This window comes from Devosia sp. (assembly GCF_965229025.1).
GTDB lineage: Bacteria > Pseudomonadota > Alphaproteobacteria > Rhizobiales > Devosiaceae > Devosia_A.
Genome location: NZ_OZ245853.1, coordinates 2,296,439 through 2,316,262 on the forward strand (window position 1 = coordinate 2,296,439; position 19,824 = coordinate 2,316,262).

The window sequence follows — 19,824 nt, forward strand, 5'->3', positions numbered from 1 at the left end:
GCCGCCAAGCCGGATTGTCTCATAGATCGGGTATTGGCAATTTGACGCCCCAAACGCACGGAATTCGACCATGACCGCCTCGACCGCCCCCATCGACGTCTTCGTAATTGGCGGCGGGGTGAACGGCACCGGCATTGCCCGCGACGCGATCGGGCGCGGCTATTCGGTGATGCTGGCCGAAATGAACGACCTCGCGTCGGGCACCTCGTCGGCAGCGACCAAGCTGGTGCATGGCGGGCTGCGCTATCTCGAATATTACGAGTTCCGGCTGGTGCGGGAGGCGCTGATCGAGCGCGAAGTGCTGTGGGCATCGGCGCCGCATATCATCTGGCCGCTGCGGTTCATTTTGCCCCACCACAAAGGGCTGCGTCCGGCCTGGCTGCTACGGACGGGGCTGTTCATCTACGACTACCTCGGGGGCCGGAAGCTGCTCCCCGCGACGCGGACGCTGGACCTTTCGACCGACCCCGCGGGCAAGCCGCTGAAGCCGGGCTACACCACGGCGTTCGAGTATTCGGATGGCTGGGTCGATGATGCGCGGCTGGTGACGCTCAACGCGCGGGACGCGGCGGACCGGGGCGCAACGGTGCTGACGCGGACCAAGGTGGTGTCGGCGCGGCGGGACGGCGGGTTGTGGACGATTGAACTCGAGGACCAGCGCGATAAATCCCGGCAGACGGTGATCTCGCGGCTGCTGGTCAATGCGGGCGGGCCCTGGGTGGACCAGGTGATCGTCCAGGCGATGGGCCGGAACGACGCGCACCATGTGCGGCTGGTCAAGGGCAGCCACATCGTGGTCAAGAAGCTGTTCGACCACCCCAAGTGCTATTTCTTCCAGAACCCGGACGGCCGGATCATCTTCGCCATCCCCTATGAGGGCGACTACACGCTGATCGGCACAACCGACCAGGACTTTGCCGAGGACCCGGCGACGGTGAAGATCAGCGACGGCGAGATCGACTACCTCTGCTCGGCGGCAAGCGAGTATTTTGCGAAGCCGGTGACGCGTGACGATATCGTCTGGACCTATTCGGGCGTGCGGCCGCTGTTTGACGACCACGCCAGCGCGGCACAGGAAGCGACGCGCGACTATGTGCTGAAGACCGAGGGCGAAGGCGACGGGCCGCTGATCAACATCTTCGGCGGCAAGCTGACGACGCACCGCCGGTTGAGCGAACAGGTAGTCGACAAGATCGAGGGCCTGATCGGCGCCAAGGGGCCGCGCTGGACCGCGAAGGGGACCCTGCCCGGAGGCGATTTCCCGGCGACGGGGTTCGAGACGCTGCTTGAGGGATGTGTGAAGCGGTATCCGAAGCTCTCGCCGGTGCTGCTCAGGCGGCTGACGCGGTGCTACGGCACCAAGGTGCCGGTGCTGCTGGGAGACAGGAAGACGCCGGCGGAACTGGGGATGTTCTTTGGGGGGACGCTGTACGAGGCCGAGGTCGAGTATCTGATTGCCCATGAGTGGGCGATGACGGCCGATGACGTGCTGTGGCGGCGGACCAAGCAGGGGCTGCGGCTCAATGGGGAAGAGAAGGCGCGGCTCGCCGGGTTCATGGCGGCACGCGTCGGGGGGAATGTGCAGTGAGTGGATATATCCTCGCGATCGACCAGGGCACGACATCGAGCCGCGCCATCATCTTTGACCAGGCGCAGAAGATCGTTGGGCGCGGGCAGAAGGAATTTCCGCAGCACTTTCCGCAGGATGGCTGGGTGGAGCACAATCCGGACGAGATCTGGGAGAGCGTGCTGACCAGCGTGACGACGGCGCTGGCGGATGCGGGGCTGAGGGCGGAGGAGATCGCGGCGATTGGGATCACCAACCAACGCGAGACGACGCTGGTATGGGACCGGGCGACGGGCGAGCCGGTTTACAACGCCATCGTCTGGCAGGATCGGCGGACGCACAAGCTCTGCGACACGTTGAAAAAAGATGGCCATGAAGCCATGGTGAGCAAGCGCACCGGGTTGCTGCTCGACCCCTATTTTTCGGCGACCAAGGTGGCGTGGATACTCGACAATGTGCCGGGGGTGCGGAAGCGCGCTGAAAAGGGGGAACTCGCCTTCGGCACGGTGGACAGCTACCTGATCTGGCGGCTGACGGGCGGCAAGCGCCATATGACGGACGCGACCAATGCGTCGCGCACGATGCTGTTCAACATCCGGACCAATGAGTGGGACAAGGACCTGTTGAAGCTGTTCCGCGTTCCGGCGTCGCTGCTGCCCCAGGTTTTGGACAATGCCGACGATTTCGGGGTGACCGACGCGGCCGTCCTCGGCGCGGCGATCCCGATCTATGGGGTGGCGGGGGACCAGCAGGCGGCGACGATCGGGCAGGCCTGTTTCGAGCCGGGTATGCTGAAATCGACCTATGGCACGGGCTGCTTTGCGCTGCTCAACACCGGCACGGATCTGGTGCGCTCGAAGAACCGGCTGCTCAGCACGATTGCCTATCGGATCGGTGGCGAGACGACCTATGCGCTTGAGGGCGCGATCTTCATGGCGGGGGCGTCAGTGCAGTGGCTGCGCGACATGCTGAAGATCATCGATAAGGCTTCGGATACGGGTCCGCTCGCCGAGGCGGCCGATCCGTCGCAGAACGTCTATCTGGTGCCAGCTTTTGTAGGGCTCGGCGCGCCATGGTGGGATCCGGGCGCGCGCGGCGCGATCCTGGGGCTAACGCGGAATACCGGCGCGGCAGAGATTGCGCGGGCGACGCTGGAATCGGTGAGCTACCAGACACGCGACCTGCTCGACGCGATGCAGAAGGACTGGAAGGGCGCGACTGAGACGGTGCTGCGGGTGGATGGCGGCATGGTCAGCTCGGACTGGACCATGCAGTTTCTCGCCGACATCCTTGATGCGCCAGTGGACAGGCCGACCATTCTCGAAACCACTGCTCTTGGTGCGGCGTGGCTCGCGGGCTGGAAGGCCGGGGTGTGGCCGGACATGTCGGGATTTGCCAAGACCTGGGCGCTCGACCGGCGCTTCAGCCCGGAAATGGATAAGCCGACACGCAAGCGGAAAATTGCCGGGTGGCGCGATGCGGTGCAGCGGACTTTGACGACGCGATGAGCCGTCAGTTGTACCAGGCCGCGAACGGGCCGCCGGCGATGAAGGTCCAGTAGTTGCGGTATTTCGATTTACGGCTCGAGGGGACGCTGGCTTCGGCGAGGCCGAACTCGACGAACTTGGTCGAGAGCAGAGTTTCGCGATGGGCGGGCGAATGCAGCCAGCCATCGATCGCCTGCTCCAGCGTCTGCTGTCCGCCGGCGACGTTCTCACCCACGGCGCCTTCGTAGCCAGCGTCGCTGACGCGCTGGCGCAGGGTGACGCCGAGATTGTGCGAGAGCTGGTCCTTGTCGGCCATCAGGCGGGCCTGACGGCGCGCCGCAACTTCGAGCGCGCCGTTGTAGCGCAGGGGCGGTTTGCCATTGGCGCGCCGGGCGCCGTTGATGGCGGCCATGATCCCCGACTGGGTCAACTCACCCGGAGACGTGCTGCTGCGGGTGTTGGCCATCGGCGGCACCACCGACGAGCAGGCCGCAACGACAGAGGTAAGCGAGAAGACGATAAGTCCGCGGCGCGTGAATGACATGGCAACCAAGGGTTCCGAGTGCGAGGCGCCCTAGGCTAGCTTGCCAATTCTGGCGCTGACAAGGCCATCACGTGGCGCAGTCCACACCGCAGCGTGAAGGGCGGGCGGATGGCAGGCATTTGAACTTAATTAATGGTGTTTTTGCATCGCGCTGGCGGGAACGCCTGGTCGCGCGCACCCTCATCACTACAGGTTGAGGGGCTTGCAGTGATTATCGACAGCGATTTCGGACATTTCGACGTGCGCGCCATCACAAGGCGCGAACTGGACCGGCATGCCGCGCATGCCAAGACCATGCTGTTTGCCGCAATGGCAGCATCGCTGGCGATTGTCGCGGCCAGCGCGCTATTTGTCGGTTTCTGGCTGTAACGTCGCCCCTGCCCCAGCGAGCAGCGCCAGGGGCACAAGCAGCAGATACACTGTCAGCACCAGCGCCCAGCCCCATTGCGGGTAGAGCCCGGCGAGCGCGGCACCGGGCAGCAACACCACCAGATTGATGCCCACGTAAAGCAGCGTCACCGTACGGTGCGAGCTGAAGCGGCGCTGCAGTGCCTGATAGGCGTGGCGCTTATGCGCCTGCCAGATCGGCTCGCGATTGAGCAGGCGGCGACCCAGGGTAGTGAGGGAATCCGCGAGGAAGAGCGCTGGAAGGATCAGCCATTGCGACAGGGTGAGCCAGCCGCTGGCGAGCGTCGCCAGGGCGAAAAAGGCGATGAGCAGGCCGAGATAGGTGCTGCCGGTATCGCCCATGAAGAGCTTTGCGGCCGGCCAGTTGAGCAGCAGGAAGCCGAAGGTCGCTGCGGCGAGGCCGAGCATCCAGAGGGTGAGCGGGTGGCCCTGGAGCTGGGGGAAGCTGGCAATGGCCAAGAGGACCGCGGCGCAGAGGATGAAGATCGTCTCGGTGGCGGCGAGGCCGTCGATGCCATCCATGAAGTTGAAGAGGTTGATCCAGAGCGCCCCGGCAAGAGCGAGGAGGACGAACAGCACGAGATCAGGAATGGGCAGGCCGATTGCGGCCTGCAGCGCGGGGGTTGGGACGAGGGCAACCAGTGCGCCCATCAACAGCACTTGGCCGCCGAGGCGCCACGAGACCGGCAGCGAGCGGCGATCATCGGCATAGCCGATGGCTGCGATGAGCAGGCCGGCAATGAGGACGGGAATGACCACCCAGGGGTCGAGCGTGGCCATGGGAAGGCCCGCGAGCGTGCCGCCCGCGACAATGCCGAGGCCGCCGCCGGTGGGTGTGGGGACGGTATGCGAGGAGCGCTCGTTGGGCGCCTGGACGAGCCCGAGCTTGGTGGCGCGGCGGCGGACCAGCAACGCGACGCCGAAGGCGAGTGCGCCCGAAAGCAGGACGACGATCAGGGCGAGGGTGAGCATAGCGCCTCCGGAGCGAGGGCTAGAGCGTTAGCGTTGCGGTGGGAGGGAGGCAAGGGAGGGGCTTCAGGAAGTGAAGAGCCCCTCATCCGGCGCTTCGCGCCACATTGCCACTCGACCATAGGTCTCGAGGCCTTCTGCGCTCAAATCGCTCCTCAGGAGCGATTTGACCCTTCGGGCCGCATCGAAGTCCCCGACGGGGAGAAGGGACCGTCGGCGGCGCGTATCAACCCGCGTAGAGCTGCAGGCCGCCGTCGACGCGGAGGAGCTGGCCGTGGATGAACTTGGCCTCGGGACTGCAGAGGAAGACCACGGCGTCGGCGATTTCCTCTGGCTCGGCGTAGCGATCAAGCGAGACCTTGTTCGAGTTCATCTTGTCCGGATCGACGGTGCGGGTGGCCTGGAAGCGGGCGGTCTTGGCCGGACCGGGGCTCACGGCGTTGACGCGCACGCCATGGACGCGAACTTCATCGGCGAGGCAGCGGGTGTAGTGGGTCACAGCAGCCTTGAGGGTCGCGTAGATGCCGCCATGGGAGACGCCGATATGGGCGGCGACCGAGGCGATGTTGACGACGATGCCGTGCTGACGTTCGACCATCTGCGGAACGAAAGCCTGGGTGACCAACATGGTGCCGATCAGATTGTTGTTGGTCAGCGTGGTCAGGTCTTCGTAGGTGATGCCGAGGATGTTGTTGGGCTCGGGCTTGTTGCCCGAGGCGCCGATATCGCCGCCGGCGCAGTTGACGAGGATTTCGACCGGGCCGAACTTGCTCTCGATTTCCTTGCGCATGGCGGCAACCGCGTCGCGGTCACCGATATTGCCAGTGACGCCCATCGAGCGCACGCCCATGGCCTCGATCTGCTTGACCACTTCGCCGAGGTTGCTGGCTTCGCCAAAGCGCGAGGTCGCGTCCCAGCTCAGATCGTGCACCACGACGTCGGCACCGCGGGCGGCAAGCTTGCGGGCCATGACATTGCCGAGTCCGCGGCCAGAGCCGGTGACGAAAGCGATTTTACCTGAAAGATCCTGTGCCACTTGTGGCCTCCAATTACATCAAACCTTGAGCTTTGAGGTTCGCGGCGCTCTTGCGGTACTGCCCCAGCTCATAATCAATCAATTCGTGGTCGGCATTGCGCTGCCACGGCGTGCGCCATTCTTCGCCCGGCTCGAACCGGTTCTTCTGCAGCGCGAGAAGGCACGCCGCAAGTTCCTCGGCGGGCTTGGGCGCGTAGCCGTGCCACCACTCGGGCCGGTAGAGCTTGACGTGACGATCATCGAGCGCACCGATTTCGATGCAAGCGATCATCTCGTCATTGTGCTCGGCAAGGATATCGAACATTTCTTTGTGCGGCACGCAGCCATCGCCCGATGGGCAACGGACAAGGCGGAAGCCATCGGCTTCGATGACGGCGCGATAGTCTTTCACGTGGCAGTGCCGGACGTAAGGCGCGATCACCTTGGTGAAATCGAGCGGCGACTCGGCGACAGGGAAGGTGTTGGCCATATCGAAGACGATGCGCACGTGCGGGCCGAACTCGTCGCAGAGGCCAACCAGTTCACGGCTGGTGAAATCCTGGTGGTTTTCGATCAGCAGCACGACGCCCGCTGCTTCGGCCTTGGGCACTAACGCCTCGAGCTTTTCGTTCACCGAGCGGACGAGATCGTGCCAGACCTGCCCGGCGGCGGCGCGATCACCGCAGAGGATGGGGGTCAATGCGAGGCGCACATATTTGGCGTCGAGCGCGGTGGCGCAGCGCATCAACAGGTCGATGTCGCAATGCTGGAGGCCCGAGCTCAGCACGCGCTTCCAGCCCTTGCCGTCAAGCCGTGCCTTGAGCGCGGCCAGTTCGGCATCGCCCATGTCCTTGAACCAGCCTTCCCAAAGCTCGATCGCCTTGCCGCCCAGTTCTTCGGTCAGCGCGATAAAGCCTTCGAGGCCAGTGCCATTGGGGTTGTGACGGGGCGTGCCCATGCCTTGCAGCCCAAGATAGTAGGTGAGGCCGTATGGATTGAGCCCGGTGGTGAGTCTCATCGTGTCCCTCTCTGCTGGTGGCTCATCTGTTACCTCAATCCCGCATCGACGGTGATCGATTGCTTGGTGATCATGCGGCTGTCGTCAGCGGCAAGGAAGAGCACGGTGCGGGCGATTTCGTCGCCGTGCAATTCGCGCTTGATGACCTGGCGGGCGACCACGAAATCGATCGCATCCTGGTTGGGGAACCACAGGCGCTTCTGGCGCTCGGTGATGACGGCGCCGGGTTCGATAGAATTGACCCGGATATTATCGTTGCCGAAGCCCCGGGCCAGCGCCCGTGTGAGGCCATGGATGGCGGCCTTGGCGGTCGCATAGGCGGCCATGTTCTCAGCGCCGCCACGCCAGGCGATCGAGGAAAAATTGATGATCGAGCCGCCGCCGAGTTCGCGCATCTGCTGGCGAACGGCCTGCGCGGCGAAGAACTGCGGCTTCAAGTTTATGTCGAGCGAGTTGTCCCAGTACTCTTCGGTGACATCGTCGATGGCATGGCGGTCGTCGTTGGCAGCATTGTTGACGAGGACACCGATGGGGCCAAGGCGGGTCTTGACCACATCGATGGCGGCGCGGAGGGCGGCGACTTCGGTGATGTCGCAGCGGAGGTAGGTGGCGCCGGTCTCTTCGGCCAAGGCGTTGCCGTCATGGTCAAGGATATCGACAAAGGCGACCTTGGCCTTGTTGGCAACAAAGGCGCGCACGATTTCAGCGCCGATGCCGCTGGCCCCGCCGGTCACGAATACGACGCGGCCGGCCAGGCTCGGGTAGGTGGCGAACTCAGTAATTTTGCAGTCCCCTCGTTCGAGCCGGTCAGATCAACCGCTCGGTGGCGGCATCGAAGAGACAGGCACGGGTCATGTCTATGGCGAGCGGCATGTCTTCGCCCATCCTGGGCGCCTCGTCCGGGCTGAAGCGACCGACAACTTCACGATCGCCAAACTTCAGCACAGCCATGGTTTCGGCGCCAGTCGGCTCCACCACTTCGACCGGGGCAGACAGGGTCGCCATACCCTCCTTGCCGAGGGTCATGGAGCTCTGCCGGCTCAGATGTTCGGGGCGAATGCCCAGAATGATCTTCTTGCCGCTGGCACGAGCAGCCACCCCGTTGTGGAGCGCGAGGCTCGCCATGGTGCCGTTGGCAAGCGGGAAGTTCGCTACTGCCTTGCCGTCGGCAGTGCCGATTTCGGCGTTGATGAAGTTCATCGACGGCGAGCCCATGAAGCCGGCGACGAAAACATTGGCCGGGCGGTTGTACACCGCATCGGGCTCGTCGAACTGCTGGACTTCGCCCTTGTGCATGACCGCAATGCGCGAGGCCAGCGTCATCGCCTCGACCTGGTCGTGGGTGACGTAAACGGTGGTCTTGCCGACCCGATGGTGCAGCTTCTTGATCTCGGTGCGCATATCGACGCGCAGTTTGGCGTCGAGGTTGGAGAGCGGCTCGTCGAACAGGAACAGCTCAGGGTCACGCACGAGCGCGCGGCCCATGGCAACGCGCTGACGCTGGCCGCCCGAGAGCTGGCCGGGCTTGCGGTTGAGCAGCTGGTCAAGCTGCAGGAACGCCGCAACGCGGGCAATGGTTTCGGCCTGCTTGTCCTTGGGAATGCCGCGACTTTCCATGCCGAAGGCCATGTTCTGGCGCACGGTCATGGTGGGGTAGAGCGCATAGGACTGGAACACCATGGCGATGTCACGGTCCTTGGGGGCCACGGAGTTGACCATGCGGTCGCCAATCCAGATCTCGCCCGAGGTGACCGTTTCTAGGCCTGCGATCATGGCGAGCAGCGTGGACTTGCCGCAGCCGGAGGGCCCGACCAGGGCGATGAATTCCCCGGCCTTGGCCTCGAGGTCGATGCCTTTCAGAACTTCGACAGCGCCAAAATTCTTCCTGATGTTGCGGATGGTCAGCGATGCCATTTGAAACAAATCTCCGAAAGGAACAGCGGGTGAGCGAGGGACGCGCGTCCGGTCATTTGATCGCTCCCTGGGTCAGGCCACGCACAAAATACTTGCCGCCAAAGAAGTAGACGAGCAGCGGCGGCAGGGCACCGATGAGCACGGCAGCGCTCATCACGTCATAGGTCCGCACCGTGGTGCCATTAAGCGCCAGCGCCACGAGAGCGGCGGTGATCGGCTGGTTGGAACCGGAATTCAGCACGACGCCGAACAGGTACTCGTTCCAGATGCCGGTGAACTGCCAGATGACCGTCACGATGAGGATCGGCGGCGAGAGCGGCAGGATGACCTTGTAGAAGATCCGCCAGAAGCCCGCGCCATCGATGCGTGCGGCCTTGATCAGGTCGTCCGGGATCGAGACGTAATAGTTGCGGCAGAACAGGGTGGTGAAGCTCAGGCCCTGAATGCAGTGCACCAGCACCAGGCCGTAGACCGAATTGGCGAGGCCGAGTTTACCGAGGATAAAGGCCCAGGGCAGCAGCGAGATCTGGCTGGGCATGAACACGCCCAGCAGCATGCAGCCAAAGATGATCTCGGAGCCCGGGAACTTCCATTTGGACAGGATGTAGCCGTTCATGGCGCCGAACAGGGTGGAGATGATGGTCGCAGGGATCACCATTTTCACCGAGTTCCAGAAGTAGTTCTGCATGCCTTCGCAGTTGCCGCCTATGCAGAACGTGCTCCAGGCCGCCGGCCAACCGTCGAGATGGAAGCTCATCGGGAAGGCGATGAGGCCGTTCTTGGAAATCTCGGGCAGCGTCCGCAGCGAATTGAACACGACCACGAAGAGCGGCACGATGTAGATGGCGGAGAACACGATCAGGAGGCCGTAGATAACAATCCGGCTGATCAGGTGTCGGCGGCTGGCCGCCGCTGCGGCGTGATCGATAGCGACGTTGGTCATTACAGCATCAGCCACGGCCGACCCCCCTCTTTTGGCGCCAGACGAGATAAATCGAGTACGGAATAAGGACGACGGCCAGCGCGACGAGGATCATGATCGATGCTGCCGCGCCTTCGGCGATTTCGCCGCGCTGGAACATCAGATCGTAGACATAGGTCGCGGGGAACGTGGTGGAGATGCCGGGCCCGGAATTGGTGAGGGCCACGGCAAGATCGAAGGTCTTGATCGCGAACTGCAGCAGGACGACCGCCACGGCGAGAAAGATCGGCGTGATCGAGGGCAGGATGACCTTGCGATAGGTGCGGAAGGTCGAGGCGCCGTCGATCTGCGCGGCCTTGATGATATCGCCGTCGACCGAACGCAGGCCGGCGAGGAACAGCGCCATGGCAAAGCCCGATGATTGCCAGATGCCGGTGATGATGATGGCCCAGATGGCGTTTTTGCGATCGGTGGTGAGCGCAAAATGGAAGTCGGTCCAGCCCAGTTGATGGACAAAGAACTCGATGCCGCTGGTGGGGTTATAGAGCCACTGCCAGACGGTGCCGGTGACGATGAACGACACGGCGAGGGGATAGAGGAACATGGTGCGCCAGAAGGATTCTGCGCGCACTTTCTGGTCGATCAGCAGGGCCAGCATCAGGCCCACCGCCATCGCGATGGTGACGTAGAAGACCGAAAAGAAGAAGAGGTTGGAGTAGGCAACGCCCCAGCGGCGATTGGCCCAGAGATCGGCATAAGCCTGCAAACCCTTGAAGCCGTAAGTCGGCAGGAGGGTCGAGTCGCTCAGCGAGATGTAGAGCGTCCAGCCACAGAAGACGAAGACGTAGACAAAGGACGCAATGATCGAAGGGGTGAGCACGAAGATCGGCACCCAGCGCTTCAGCTTGTCCATAAGTGTGTTGCCGCCTGGCACGGCGGTAAATCCGGTGCTGCTCAAAATGCTCCCCCTCTCAAGGCCGAAAACAGAGCTCCGGCCGCGGCGCTAGGCACCGCGGCCGGAAGAAGGAGATTACATCTGTGCTTCGACGGCGTCGGCCATGGCGTTGGCCGCGTCAGCCGAGGACATGTCCGGGGTGTTCACGAACTCGGTGATCGTGTCCATCATGGCGCCGCGATACTTCTGCAGCACGGTCATGTTGTGGGCCATGGAGCGGACCAGCATGCCGTCTTCGATGGACGCCTGGAGATCCTTCTGCGACTGGATCTGGCAAGCGTTGAAGCCTTCCCCAAGCGGAACGTCGAGGCGTGCCGGGATCGAGCCCTTCGAGATGTTGAACACGGTCTGGAATTCAGGCGACAGGATCAGGTGAGCGAGGAGCTTCTGGCCAGCCTGGTAGTCGGGATCGGACTGCTTGAAGAACACAACCGAGTCCGAGTTCAGGATAAAGCCCGGCTTGCCCCAATCGGTGGGAGCCTGGCCGCAGAGGATATCGTCGCCCGGGGTGTGGTTGACGGCCTTGAGGACGCCGATTTCCCAGTCGCCCATGATGAAGAACAGCGCGTCGCCATTGGCCATCATGTTGGAGGCGGTGTCGTAGTCACGGCCGGCGATGGCCGGGTCCATGTACTTGGAAACCATCAGGCGCATCTGGTCGAAGGCCTTGATCATGCCGTCCGAGCGGAGTGCATCGACGTCGCCTTCGACGAAGGCCTTCTGGAACAGGTCCTTGTCCTGGCCATAGACGACAACTTCGAAAGTCGTCGCGTCGGTCCAGTCGGCGGACATGTGCGCAAGGCAGATCTTGCCAGCGGCAATGGCCTTGTCGCAGTCAGCGTTGAACTCAGCCCAGGTCTTGGGAAGTTCGGTCACGCCGGCAGTCGCCATGGCGGCCTTGTTGCCCCAGATCCAGTTGATGCGGTGGATGTTCATCGGGGCTGCGACCCAATGCCCATCGGGCTTCATGACCGGCAGGAGCTGCGAGGCAACGACCTTGTCCCAGCCTTCTTCGGCTGCGAGGTCATCCATGTTGGCGGTGCCGCCGGTGGCGTTCCATTCGGCAATTTCCGGGCCCTTCAGCTGCACGGCAGCGGGGGCGTTGCCGGCAACGACGTCGGCGCGGAGCTTGGCGAGGGTATTGGCGGTGTGGCCGGCAATGGCCGTCTGCTGCCATTCACCGCCAGCGGCGGTGAACATTTCACCGAGCTTGGCGATCGAGGCAGCGTCTGAGCCGGAAGCCCACTGGTGCAGCATCAGCACCTTGGGGGCTGCATAGGCGGTGCCCGAAAGCAGCGCAGCAGTCAGCAACGCGGTCGCGGCAACCGCGACCTTGGTCTTGGAATTCATATTGGTTCTCTCCCTGTGCGCAGCACGCCACCCGACTCTGCGGTCGACAGTGTGGCCACTTGCGCTTTTCTTCCGGCGGTGCGCATCCTCTCGCACCGTCCGATTAGTTCTACGGTGAACATATTCAACTTGTCAACGCGCCTGGGGAGCGCCGATGTGAACAAGATCGAATTGAAATCGCTGCTGACCGATCAGGCCCTGGGGACCCCAGCAGGGAGGATCGTGCGCACCCTTAGCGAACGCGGCAGCCTGAGCGCCGCGCAACTGGCGCGCCTCACTGGCCTCGCCAAATCCACCGTTTCCACCGCCCTATCCGAACTGCGCCGGGCCGACATGGTGGTCGAGGTCGGCAGCGATTCGGGTGGGAGTGTTGGCCGGCCGGCGACCGCGTTGACGCTCAATCCGCGAGCAGGGACCTGCATTGGCGTCCTCGTGGGGCAGACCGAAATCCAGGTGATCGTCGCCGACGTTTCGCACACGGTGCTCTCGGATCATTCGGTGAGTCTCGAGCCCGATTATCCGCCTGAACAGGCTCAGGATATCGTCCGCCAGATGATCGCGGAGGCTTATGCGGGCCAGTGGCATTCGCCTGCAGGGTTGCTGGGCGTGGGCATTGCGCTGGGTGGCCCGGTGAACCCGATCAACGGGCAGGTCTTGCGTGGTGGCCTGCCACGCTGGGTGGGGCGCGACGTACGGGCGATGTTCGGGCCGATGTTCGATGCGCCGCTGTTTTTCGACAATGAAAGCAATTGCGCCGCCATCGCAGAGATGACCTGGGGCGCGGCGCAGGGCCATGACGACTTCATCGTCCTCACCCTGGACCTTGGCGTCGGCGGAGCGATCGTCTCGGGCGGCAAGGTGATGCGCGGCATTGCAGGCGGCGCCGGTGAGTTCGGGCATGTGGTGATCGACCCCGACGGGCCGCTCTGCCGCTGCGGCAACCGTGGGTGCCTTGAGGTCTATGCCAATTTCCGCCCCTATCTCGCCGAGGCCGAGGAGCGGTTCGGCGAGCCTTTGCGGGTCAATGATGTGGTGCGGCGGGCGCTGGACGGCGACGCCGTGTGCGGAGCGCTGATTGCGAGGGCCGGCGAAGCCGGCGGGCGCGGGCTGGGGCTGATCGGCTCGGTGTTCAACCCGTCACTGGTGGTCATCGGGGGGCGGCTGGCGATGGCGGGTGACATGCTGATGTCGCCGCTGTCGCAGAGCTTTGAGCGCTACAGCCTGATCAAGCGTGAGGATGTGCCGGAGGAAGCACGAACCGTGCTGAAGCGCAGCCATTTTTCCGAGAACGGCGCCTGTATGGGTGCCGTTGGATTGGTGCTGCGCCACCGGCGACACGAGACCGCCATGCACCTCAACTGAGGGGGGAGGCCTTTTCTGGTCGCGTTTCCAAACCGGAAAACCGTTCCACTTTTCCTGAAAACGCTCTAGTGCCCCCCTCCCCCGGCGACCTTGGCAGGCTTCTTCATCAACAGGGTGGCAAAGGCCAATAGGCCGAAGAGCGCCGTAAGCAGCAGGAAGACATCCACAAAGCTCAGCACGTAGGCCTGCTGGCGCACCATGTTGGCCAGTTGCTTGGTCGCTGCGGCGGCACCGTCGAGGCCATGCGCGGCGTTGTTGGCGACCATCGAGTTGAACCGGCTGACGGCCTCTGGGTTGTTCCAGTTGACGTGCTCGGAGAGCCGCTCGGTATGGAGCGCGGTGCGGTTGGTGAGGATGGTGTTGATCAACGCCAGCCCCACCGCGCCACCGAGATTTCGCGTGAGGTTGAAGAGCCCCGAGGCGCCCTTCAGGCGGTTCATTGGCAGCGTGCCCAGCGCGAGATTGTTGATCGGCACCATGCACAACATCATGGAAACGCCACGCAGGATCTGCGGCACCAGCAGCTCGCCAAACGTCCAGTCAGCGGTGAGCTGGCTCATTGCCAGCGTGCCCGCGGCGAAGCCGAAGAAGCCCACCATCATCATGATCCTCAAATCCATCTTGTTGGACAGGATCCCGGCGATCGGCGCGGTCAGGAACATGCAGAGACCCGAGACGAACAGCGTTTCGCCGATCATCATCGAATCATAGCCGCGGATACGCCCCAGATAGAGGGGATAAAGGTAGGTGAGGCCGTAGAGCCCGATGCCCAGCACGAACGAGAACACTGAGCCGAAGGCGAAGTTGACGTTGCTGAAGGCCTTGAGATCAACGATCGGAAAACTGGCGCGGAACGCGCGATAAAAGAACAGCACACCGCCAACGACCAGGATGATGGCGAAGAGCAGCACGGATTCGTCGGCCAGCCAGTCATGCCCCGGGCCCTCTTCGAGCACGTATTCGAGCGAGCCGAGAAAGGCGGCAAGGCCCAGCAGCCCCCACCAGTCGAACTTCGCCATCAGGCCTTTCTCGGGCTTGTCGAAATCGATGAGCGTCCAGGAAGCGAAGGCGACGATGATGCCGGGGACGACGTTGATGAGAAACAGCCAGTGCCACGAAAAGGCGCTGGTGAGGTAGCCGCCGACAGTTGGCCCAATGGTGGGTGCCAGTGTTGCGACCAGGCCGATGATGGGTGAAACGATGGCGCGCTTGGACGGCGGGAAGATGGTGAAGGCGACCGCGAAGACAGACGGGATCATGCCGCCGCCGATAAAGCCCTGCAGCGCGCGATAGATGATCATCTGGTCGATGTTGGTAGCGGTGGCGCAAAGGGCACTCGCGATGGTGAACCCCGCCGCCGAGATGGTGAACAGCACGCGCGTCGACATGATGCGCGCCAGGGTGCCCGAGAGCGGGATCATGATCACTTCGGCGATCAAATAGGCCGTCTGAACCCAGGCGATTTCATCGGAACCTGCACTGAGGCCAGCCTGGATTTCGGCGAGCGAGGCCGAAACCACCTGGATGTCGAGGATGGCCATGAACATGCCCACCACCATGAAGAAGAACGCCACAATACGGCGGACCGGCATGGCATCGGTGGCGGGGGCGACGGGACTGGCGCTCATAACTGCTGTGTCAGCCATGGCATTTCTCCTCGGAGCTGCGGCAATACTGCCCTGCCCCCTTCGGCGGATTGCCGATCGGCCCTCCCCGCTAGGGGAAGGCGTTCGATGTGGTTACTCGGCGGCCGGCGCGGTGCGGGTATCAGCCTCGACAGTGACGCTCAGGCCGGCCCGAAGCTTGCCAGAAGCAAGGGCATCGGCGGGCAGCGCGATCCGCACGGGGACGCGCTGGACGACCTTGGTGAAGTTGCCCGTGGCATTTTCGGCAGGCAGCAGTGAGAACACCGAACCGGAGGCCGGGGCGATGGACTCAACCGTGCCAGTGATCGGCGCGCCGTCGAGAGCATCGACCTTGATGATGACCTTTTCGCCGGCCGCGAGGCGCGACAGCTGGGTTTCCTTGAAATTGGCGTCGATATAGAGCGCGGTCGTCGGAACGAGGGCCGCCAGACGCGTGCCGGCGGACACCAGATCACCCGCTTGCACGGACAAATTGCCCACGACGCCATCGTAGGGTGCGCGCAGCACGGCAAAGCCGAGGTCGCGCTCGGCCTTGTCGCGTGCCAGGCCCAGGGTCTTGAGCTGACCTTCGGCCTCAGCGCGCTGGCCCTTCAGCACTGCAATCGCCGCCTCAGCGGAAGCGATCTCAGCGTCGCCAGCAACGAGATTGGCATTGGCCTGATCGAGCGCCGCATTGGCCTGGTCGAGCGCGGCCTGGGTACCAACCGCCTTGGCGGTGAGTTCAGCCGAACGGGTCTGCGTCAGCGCAGCGTTGCGCTGTGCAGCCTCAAGCGACAACTTCTGCGCCTTGGCCTGGGCGAGGGACGCCTCGGCGCCTGTCACCTGGGCATCGATGCGCTTGAGGGTGAGGTTCTGGGTATCGATCTGGGCAAGGGCCTGATCGCGAGCGATGCGATAGTCGCCATCATCAAGCGTAATCAGCGGATCGCCTGCCTTGACGGTCTGGTTTGCAACCACGTTGACCGTTGCCACATAGCCGCTGAGCTTGGACGAAATGGTCGCGATGTCGCCACCGATATACGCGTCGTCGGTTGCCACCATGAAGCGGCCGGTGAAGAACCAATCGGTTCCCACCCAACCGGCGGCGAGCAGGGCCACGATGCCAACGCCAGCAAGAATCAGTGGACGGCGGGAGGTCTTGCGCTTGGTCGCTGGGGCCACGGCGCTATCCTTGCCCGGGGCAAGCGATGGGTCAGCGAGCGGGACTGCCTCGGCGTTCAGCGGCGTGACAACTGCGTCCGCCGCGTGGGCCTTCGCGTTGGGGAAGGGGCGCACGTTCTTTGCGTCGGCGTTTTTCGGGTTTTCGGACTGTGCCATCGATCCCTCCCGGGGATAAGATGAGTAACTGAACTGGTCGGTTCGATTGACATAGCCCCCTAGGTGCCCCATATCAAGTGCAATCGAACCGCACGGTTCGAATAAAACAGGAGAGCAGCCATGCAAATTCCGGGGGACGAAAAGGCCGATGCGCGCCAGCGCCGCCGGGTGGCGGGGCAGGATCCTGTCAAGCGCGCCCAGATTCTGGACGGCGCCAAGCGCTGCTTCATGAGCCTGGGTTTCGAGGCAGCCAGCATGAACGAAATCACGGCCGAGGCCGGGGTATCGAAAGGGACGCTCTACGTCTACTTCGAGGATAAGGCAGACCTGTTCAAGGGACTGATAGACCGTGAAAAATCTGCTGTGATGGCCGCAGCGCGGCAGGAGCTTGAAAAGGGCACGTCCACGGCTGACGCGCTCCATCGCTTTGGCGTGTACGTGACGACGCGAATGACTTCGGAAGAAGTGATCCGCGCCCAGCGCATGGTTCTTGGCGTGGCCGAACGGATGCCGGAGATCGCCACCCGCTTTTTCGGGGATAACAGCTTTTCGGCGCACCTGACCCTCAAGGACTTTCTAGAGCCCAAAGTCGAGGCGGGCGAACTGGTCATCGACGATCTCGATCTCGCGTCACGCCAGTTCCTCGAGCTGAGCATGGCGTCCTGCTTCAAACGCAGGTTGTTCGGAAACCTTCCAAAGCCGCTCCCCGCAAAGGAGATCGACTACGTGGTTGGGGCCGCTGTCGACATGTTCCTCGGCTATTACGGTTCGAACCACCGGCTCCAAGCCAAAGACCAAAGCGATACCGGCGAGTTGCACGGCTAGCAAAAATCGCCCGCCTGGAACTGCACCGTCGGAACGCTTTGCCTTCGCAATGCGTATGCTGTAGCCGGGCGGTGGACAAACCGGACCCTTGGGGGATGCATGCGAGTACTGGTCACGGGCAGCGCAGGCTTCATCGGCTTTCACCTTTCGCAGCGCCTGTTGGCAGCGGGGCACGAGGTCACCGGGCTTGATGGCCTGTCGCCCTATTACAGCGTGGCGCTCAAAGAGCAGCGGCACGCGATGCTCTCGCAATATCCGGCGTTTCGTCCACTGATCGGGCAATTGCAGGATCGATCGTCGGTGGAAGCGGCATTTGCAGACCGGCCCAAAATCGTCTTTCACCTCGGCGCGCAGGCCGGCGTGCGCTACAGCATCGACCAACCGCAGAGCTATGTGGACGCGAACCTTGTTGGCACTGCCAACATCCTCGAGGCAGTGCGCGCGCAGCCACCGCAGCACCTGCTGCTCGCCTCATCCAGCTCGGTCTACGGCATGACCGACGGCAGCCCGTCGCGGGAGACGGATGCGACCGACCGGCCGGTCTCGTTCTACGCCGCGACCAAGAAGGCCAACGAGGCGATGAGCCATTCGTATGCCCGGCTTTATGATCTGCCGACCACCTGCCTCCGGTTTTTCACGGTCTACGGCCCTTGGGGCCGTCCGGACATGGCGCTGTTCAAGTTTGCATCCGCCATCCTCTCCGGCGCGCCCATCGACATTTATGGCGAGGGCCGGATGCGGCGCGACTTTACCTATGTCGCCGATGTGGTCGATGCGCTGATGGCGCTGATGTCCAAACCACCGGAGACGGGACTGAAGGTGCACCCGGATGACTCGGTTTCGCCGACGGCACCCTGGCGCGTGGTGAACATCGCTGGCGGCCGCCCCGTCGAGCTGATGCGCTTTGTGGCCGCCATCGAAGCGGCAGCCGGCCGAAAGGCCAACGCCAACTTCCTGCCCATGCAGCCCGGCGATGTCACCGACACCTCAGCTTCGGTTGAGCTCCTCCGCGCACTGACCGGTGCCCTGCCGCAGACCGAGGTCGAGGACGGCGTGACACGGTTTATCGAGTGGTACCGCGCATGGAGCGCAGGCGGCGGAGCACACTGAATTTCTGGAGAATTGCGTGGTGCCCGGGACCGGAATCGAACCAGTGACACGCGGATACTTAATCCGACACAGCGCCGGGAATTATTTGACGTTTTGGCGTTGTTTCGCAGACATGTCGCCCTCGCAGGCCTGTCGCCTAGTCGCGAACCAGTGCAAGCAGCGGTTCGAACGAGTACAGGGCCGGGCGTCGGCCTGATGCAGGCTCAAGCGTCTGGATGAGGCCTTGTTCTGCCAATATTCTGGTGAATCGGTGGGCAGTCTGAGAGGGGACCCCAGACCTTCCGGTGAATACATTGTTTCGAAAGATGGGGCGGCTAAAGAGGAAGTCCAGCGCAGTGGTGCTCCACTGCGATGACAGAAGGTCCCTGAAGGTTTCTTTCATCCCCTCGTAGAGATTGCGGATGGCCTCCGCCTGCGCCAAGTTTTTCATGGCTTGTTGCTCGACAGCCTCAAGGAAGAACACTACCCAGTCCGTCCAGTTTCCGGTCGCTGACACGTCTCGCATCCGGTCTATGTACTCGTCCCTTCGTTCGTCAAAAAAGCCGCTGATGTAGAAATGCGGAGCGGAGATCGCCTGGTATTTCCAGAGCATCAATGTAATCAGCATGCGGCCGATGCGGCCGTTACCATCCTTGAAAGGATGCAACGCCTCGAACTCAAGATGAGCGAGGGCGGTCCGGATTAGAATTTCCCATTGGTCATCGGCGATGAACGCGAACAGCTTCTCGAGACCATCGTTCAGAAACTCTGGCTTGATGGGCACAAAGAGCACTCGCTTGCGCCCACGATCGGCAAGGTAGTTCTGTTCGGTCTTGAACTGGCCAGGGCTGGCGGCGGCGCCGCGACCGAAACTCAGGAGCATCCGATGTGCCGAACGCAACAGGTGGGGCGACAGCGGCGCGCCGTCCTGTAGCGATTCCTGGGCCGACGTCAGAGCGCGTGAGTACAGATACACCTCAATCGCTTCACTTCGATATCGGTGGTCATCCGTACCGTCACCCTCCTCCTTATCGGCCTCGTACCTGAGGACCTCCTCAAGCGTACTGATGGTGCCTTCCATTCTGGAGGACACTACGGCTTCCTGATTCCTGAGTGGCGCAAGGAGGATTTCGCTGTTGTGCATCCCCTTCAGCATCTGGTCATAGCGGGCAAGTGCGGAGGCTGCGGCCGACAGCGGCTTCACTATTCGAAGCGCGTTGATGTCCTTCGGGGGGAATTTGTCGTAGTGATACCCAACGGCTTGGCTGAGATCTAGATCGTCTACAGCCGGCGGCATGGCGGTCCCTTTGAATGTGCTGAAGGCCACTTATGCGATACACAAAATGCTTTGGCTATAGTGAAATGAACTCTAGGACAGTTGTATCTAACGAAACCCGCGATCACCAAAGCCAAGGCAAATTGAGTGTCGACGTCCA

At 62.8% G+C, this 19,824-nt stretch carries 18 protein-coding genes; 6 read left to right on the forward strand and 12 right to left on the reverse strand.

The window, feature by feature from the left end; genetic code table 11:
• The first annotated feature begins 70 nt into the window (after nt 1-70).
• Together glpD and glpK are read left to right on the forward strand one after the other, a co-directional pair.
• Nucleotides 71-1,588, forward strand: a complete 1,518-nt coding sequence (gene glpD / locus ACO06J_RS11320) for a glycerol-3-phosphate dehydrogenase (protein WP_421760820.1) — start codon at nt 71-73, stop codon at nt 1,586-1,588.
• On the forward strand, nt 1,585-3,075 hold the full coding sequence (gene glpK / locus ACO06J_RS11325) for a glycerol kinase GlpK (protein WP_421760821.1): 1,491 nt from the start codon (nt 1,585-1,587) through the stop codon (nt 3,073-3,075). Before glpD ends, glpK begins: the two co-directional genes overlap by 4 nt.
• Before the next feature lie 4 nt (nt 3,076-3,079).
• Here glpK and ACO06J_RS11330 read toward each other — a convergent pair whose 3' ends face one another.
• A complete protein-coding gene (locus tag ACO06J_RS11330) occupies nt 3,080-3,598 on the reverse strand; it encodes a CAP domain-containing protein (protein WP_421760822.1) in 519 nt (172 codons plus the stop codon).
• 207 nt (nt 3,599-3,805) lie between these two features.
• On the opposite strand from ACO06J_RS11330, the gene ACO06J_RS11335 reads away from it, so the two are divergent.
• Nucleotides 3,806-3,967 carry a hypothetical protein gene (locus ACO06J_RS11335; RefSeq protein WP_421760823.1) on the forward strand — a complete coding sequence of 54 codons (162 nt, stop codon included), beginning with the start codon at nt 3,806-3,808 and terminating at the stop codon, nt 3,965-3,967.
• Here the strand turns inward: ACO06J_RS11335 and ACO06J_RS11340 are convergent.
• From ACO06J_RS11340 to ACO06J_RS11375, 8 genes are all read right to left on the reverse strand, one after another.
• On the reverse strand, nt 3,944-4,978 hold the full coding sequence (locus ACO06J_RS11340; RefSeq protein WP_421760824.1) for a hypothetical protein: 1,035 nt from the start codon (nt 4,976-4,978) through the stop codon (nt 3,944-3,946). The two genes, ACO06J_RS11335 and ACO06J_RS11340, sit on opposite strands and share 24 nt — an antisense overlap.
• Nucleotides 4,979-5,201: 223 nt before the next feature.
• A complete protein-coding gene (locus ACO06J_RS11345; protein ID WP_421760825.1) occupies nt 5,202-6,011 on the reverse strand; it encodes an SDR family NAD(P)-dependent oxidoreductase in 810 nt (269 codons plus the stop codon).
• 13 nt (nt 6,012-6,024) lie between these two features.
• Nucleotides 6,025-7,008 (reverse strand): sugar phosphate isomerase/epimerase family protein, encoded by a 984-nt coding sequence (locus ACO06J_RS11350; RefSeq protein WP_421760826.1) that lies wholly within the window; start codon nt 7,006-7,008, stop codon nt 6,025-6,027.
• Nucleotides 7,009-7,037: 29 nt separating this feature from the next.
• Nucleotides 7,038-7,742 carry an SDR family NAD(P)-dependent oxidoreductase gene (locus ACO06J_RS11355; protein ID WP_421760827.1) on the reverse strand — a complete coding sequence of 235 codons (705 nt, stop codon included), beginning with the start codon at nt 7,740-7,742 and terminating at the stop codon, nt 7,038-7,040.
• Nucleotides 7,743-7,815: 73 nt separating this feature from the next.
• Nucleotides 7,816-8,922: an ABC transporter ATP-binding protein gene (locus tag ACO06J_RS11360; RefSeq protein ID WP_421760828.1), complete on the reverse strand. Its 1,107-nt coding sequence runs from the start codon at nt 8,920-8,922 to the stop codon at nt 7,816-7,818.
• Nucleotides 8,923-8,974: 52 nt separating this feature from the next.
• Nucleotides 8,975-9,880, reverse strand: coding sequence for a carbohydrate ABC transporter permease (locus ACO06J_RS11365; RefSeq protein WP_421760829.1), 906 nt, complete (start codon nt 9,878-9,880; stop codon nt 8,975-8,977).
• A complete protein-coding gene (locus ACO06J_RS11370; protein ID WP_421762494.1) occupies nt 9,873-10,757 on the reverse strand; it encodes a carbohydrate ABC transporter permease in 885 nt (294 codons plus the stop codon). The genes ACO06J_RS11365 and ACO06J_RS11370 overlap by 8 nt, the downstream gene beginning before the upstream one ends.
• A gap of 117 nt (nt 10,758-10,874) precedes the next feature.
• Nucleotides 10,875-12,149: an ABC transporter substrate-binding protein gene (locus ACO06J_RS11375; protein ID WP_421760830.1), complete on the reverse strand. Its 1,275-nt coding sequence runs from the start codon at nt 12,147-12,149 to the stop codon at nt 10,875-10,877.
• Between the two features lie 156 nt (nt 12,150-12,305).
• On the opposite strand from ACO06J_RS11375, the gene ACO06J_RS11380 reads away from it, so the two are divergent.
• Nucleotides 12,306-13,511 (forward strand): ROK family transcriptional regulator, encoded by a 1,206-nt coding sequence (locus tag ACO06J_RS11380; RefSeq protein ID WP_421760831.1) that lies wholly within the window; start codon nt 12,306-12,308, stop codon nt 13,509-13,511.
• Between the two features lie 65 nt (nt 13,512-13,576).
• Here the strand turns inward: ACO06J_RS11380 and ACO06J_RS11385 are convergent, their stop codons facing one another.
• Both ACO06J_RS11385 and ACO06J_RS11390 read right to left on the reverse strand, forming a co-directional pair.
• Complete coding sequence (locus tag ACO06J_RS11385) at nt 13,577-15,157, reverse strand: DHA2 family efflux MFS transporter permease subunit (protein ID WP_421760832.1); 1,581 nt, start codon at nt 15,155-15,157, stop codon at nt 13,577-13,579.
• 93 nt (nt 15,158-15,250) lie between these two features.
• A complete protein-coding gene (locus ACO06J_RS11390; protein ID WP_421760833.1) occupies nt 15,251-16,474 on the reverse strand; it encodes an HlyD family secretion protein in 1,224 nt (407 codons plus the stop codon).
• A 120-nt stretch (nt 16,475-16,594) separates the two neighbouring features.
• Between ACO06J_RS11390 and ACO06J_RS11395 the strand changes: the two genes are divergently transcribed.
• Together ACO06J_RS11395 and ACO06J_RS11400 are read left to right on the forward strand one after the other, a co-directional pair.
• The gene (locus ACO06J_RS11395; protein ID WP_421760834.1) at nt 16,595-17,299 is read left to right on the forward strand and encodes a TetR/AcrR family transcriptional regulator; all 705 of its coding nucleotides are present in this window, start codon (nt 16,595-16,597) and stop codon (nt 17,297-17,299) included.
• A 99-nt stretch (nt 17,300-17,398) separates the two neighbouring features.
• The gene (locus tag ACO06J_RS11400) at nt 17,399-18,409 is read left to right on the forward strand and encodes an NAD-dependent epimerase/dehydratase family protein (protein ID WP_421760835.1); all 1,011 of its coding nucleotides are present in this window, start codon (nt 17,399-17,401) and stop codon (nt 18,407-18,409) included.
• Nucleotides 18,410-18,545: 136 nt separating this feature from the next.
• On the opposite strand, the gene ACO06J_RS11405 is transcribed toward ACO06J_RS11400, so the two are convergent.
• The gene (locus ACO06J_RS11405) at nt 18,546-19,685 is read right to left on the reverse strand and encodes a Fic family protein (RefSeq protein WP_421760836.1); all 1,140 of its coding nucleotides are present in this window, start codon (nt 19,683-19,685) and stop codon (nt 18,546-18,548) included.
• Nucleotides 19,686-19,824: the final 139 nt, after the last annotated feature.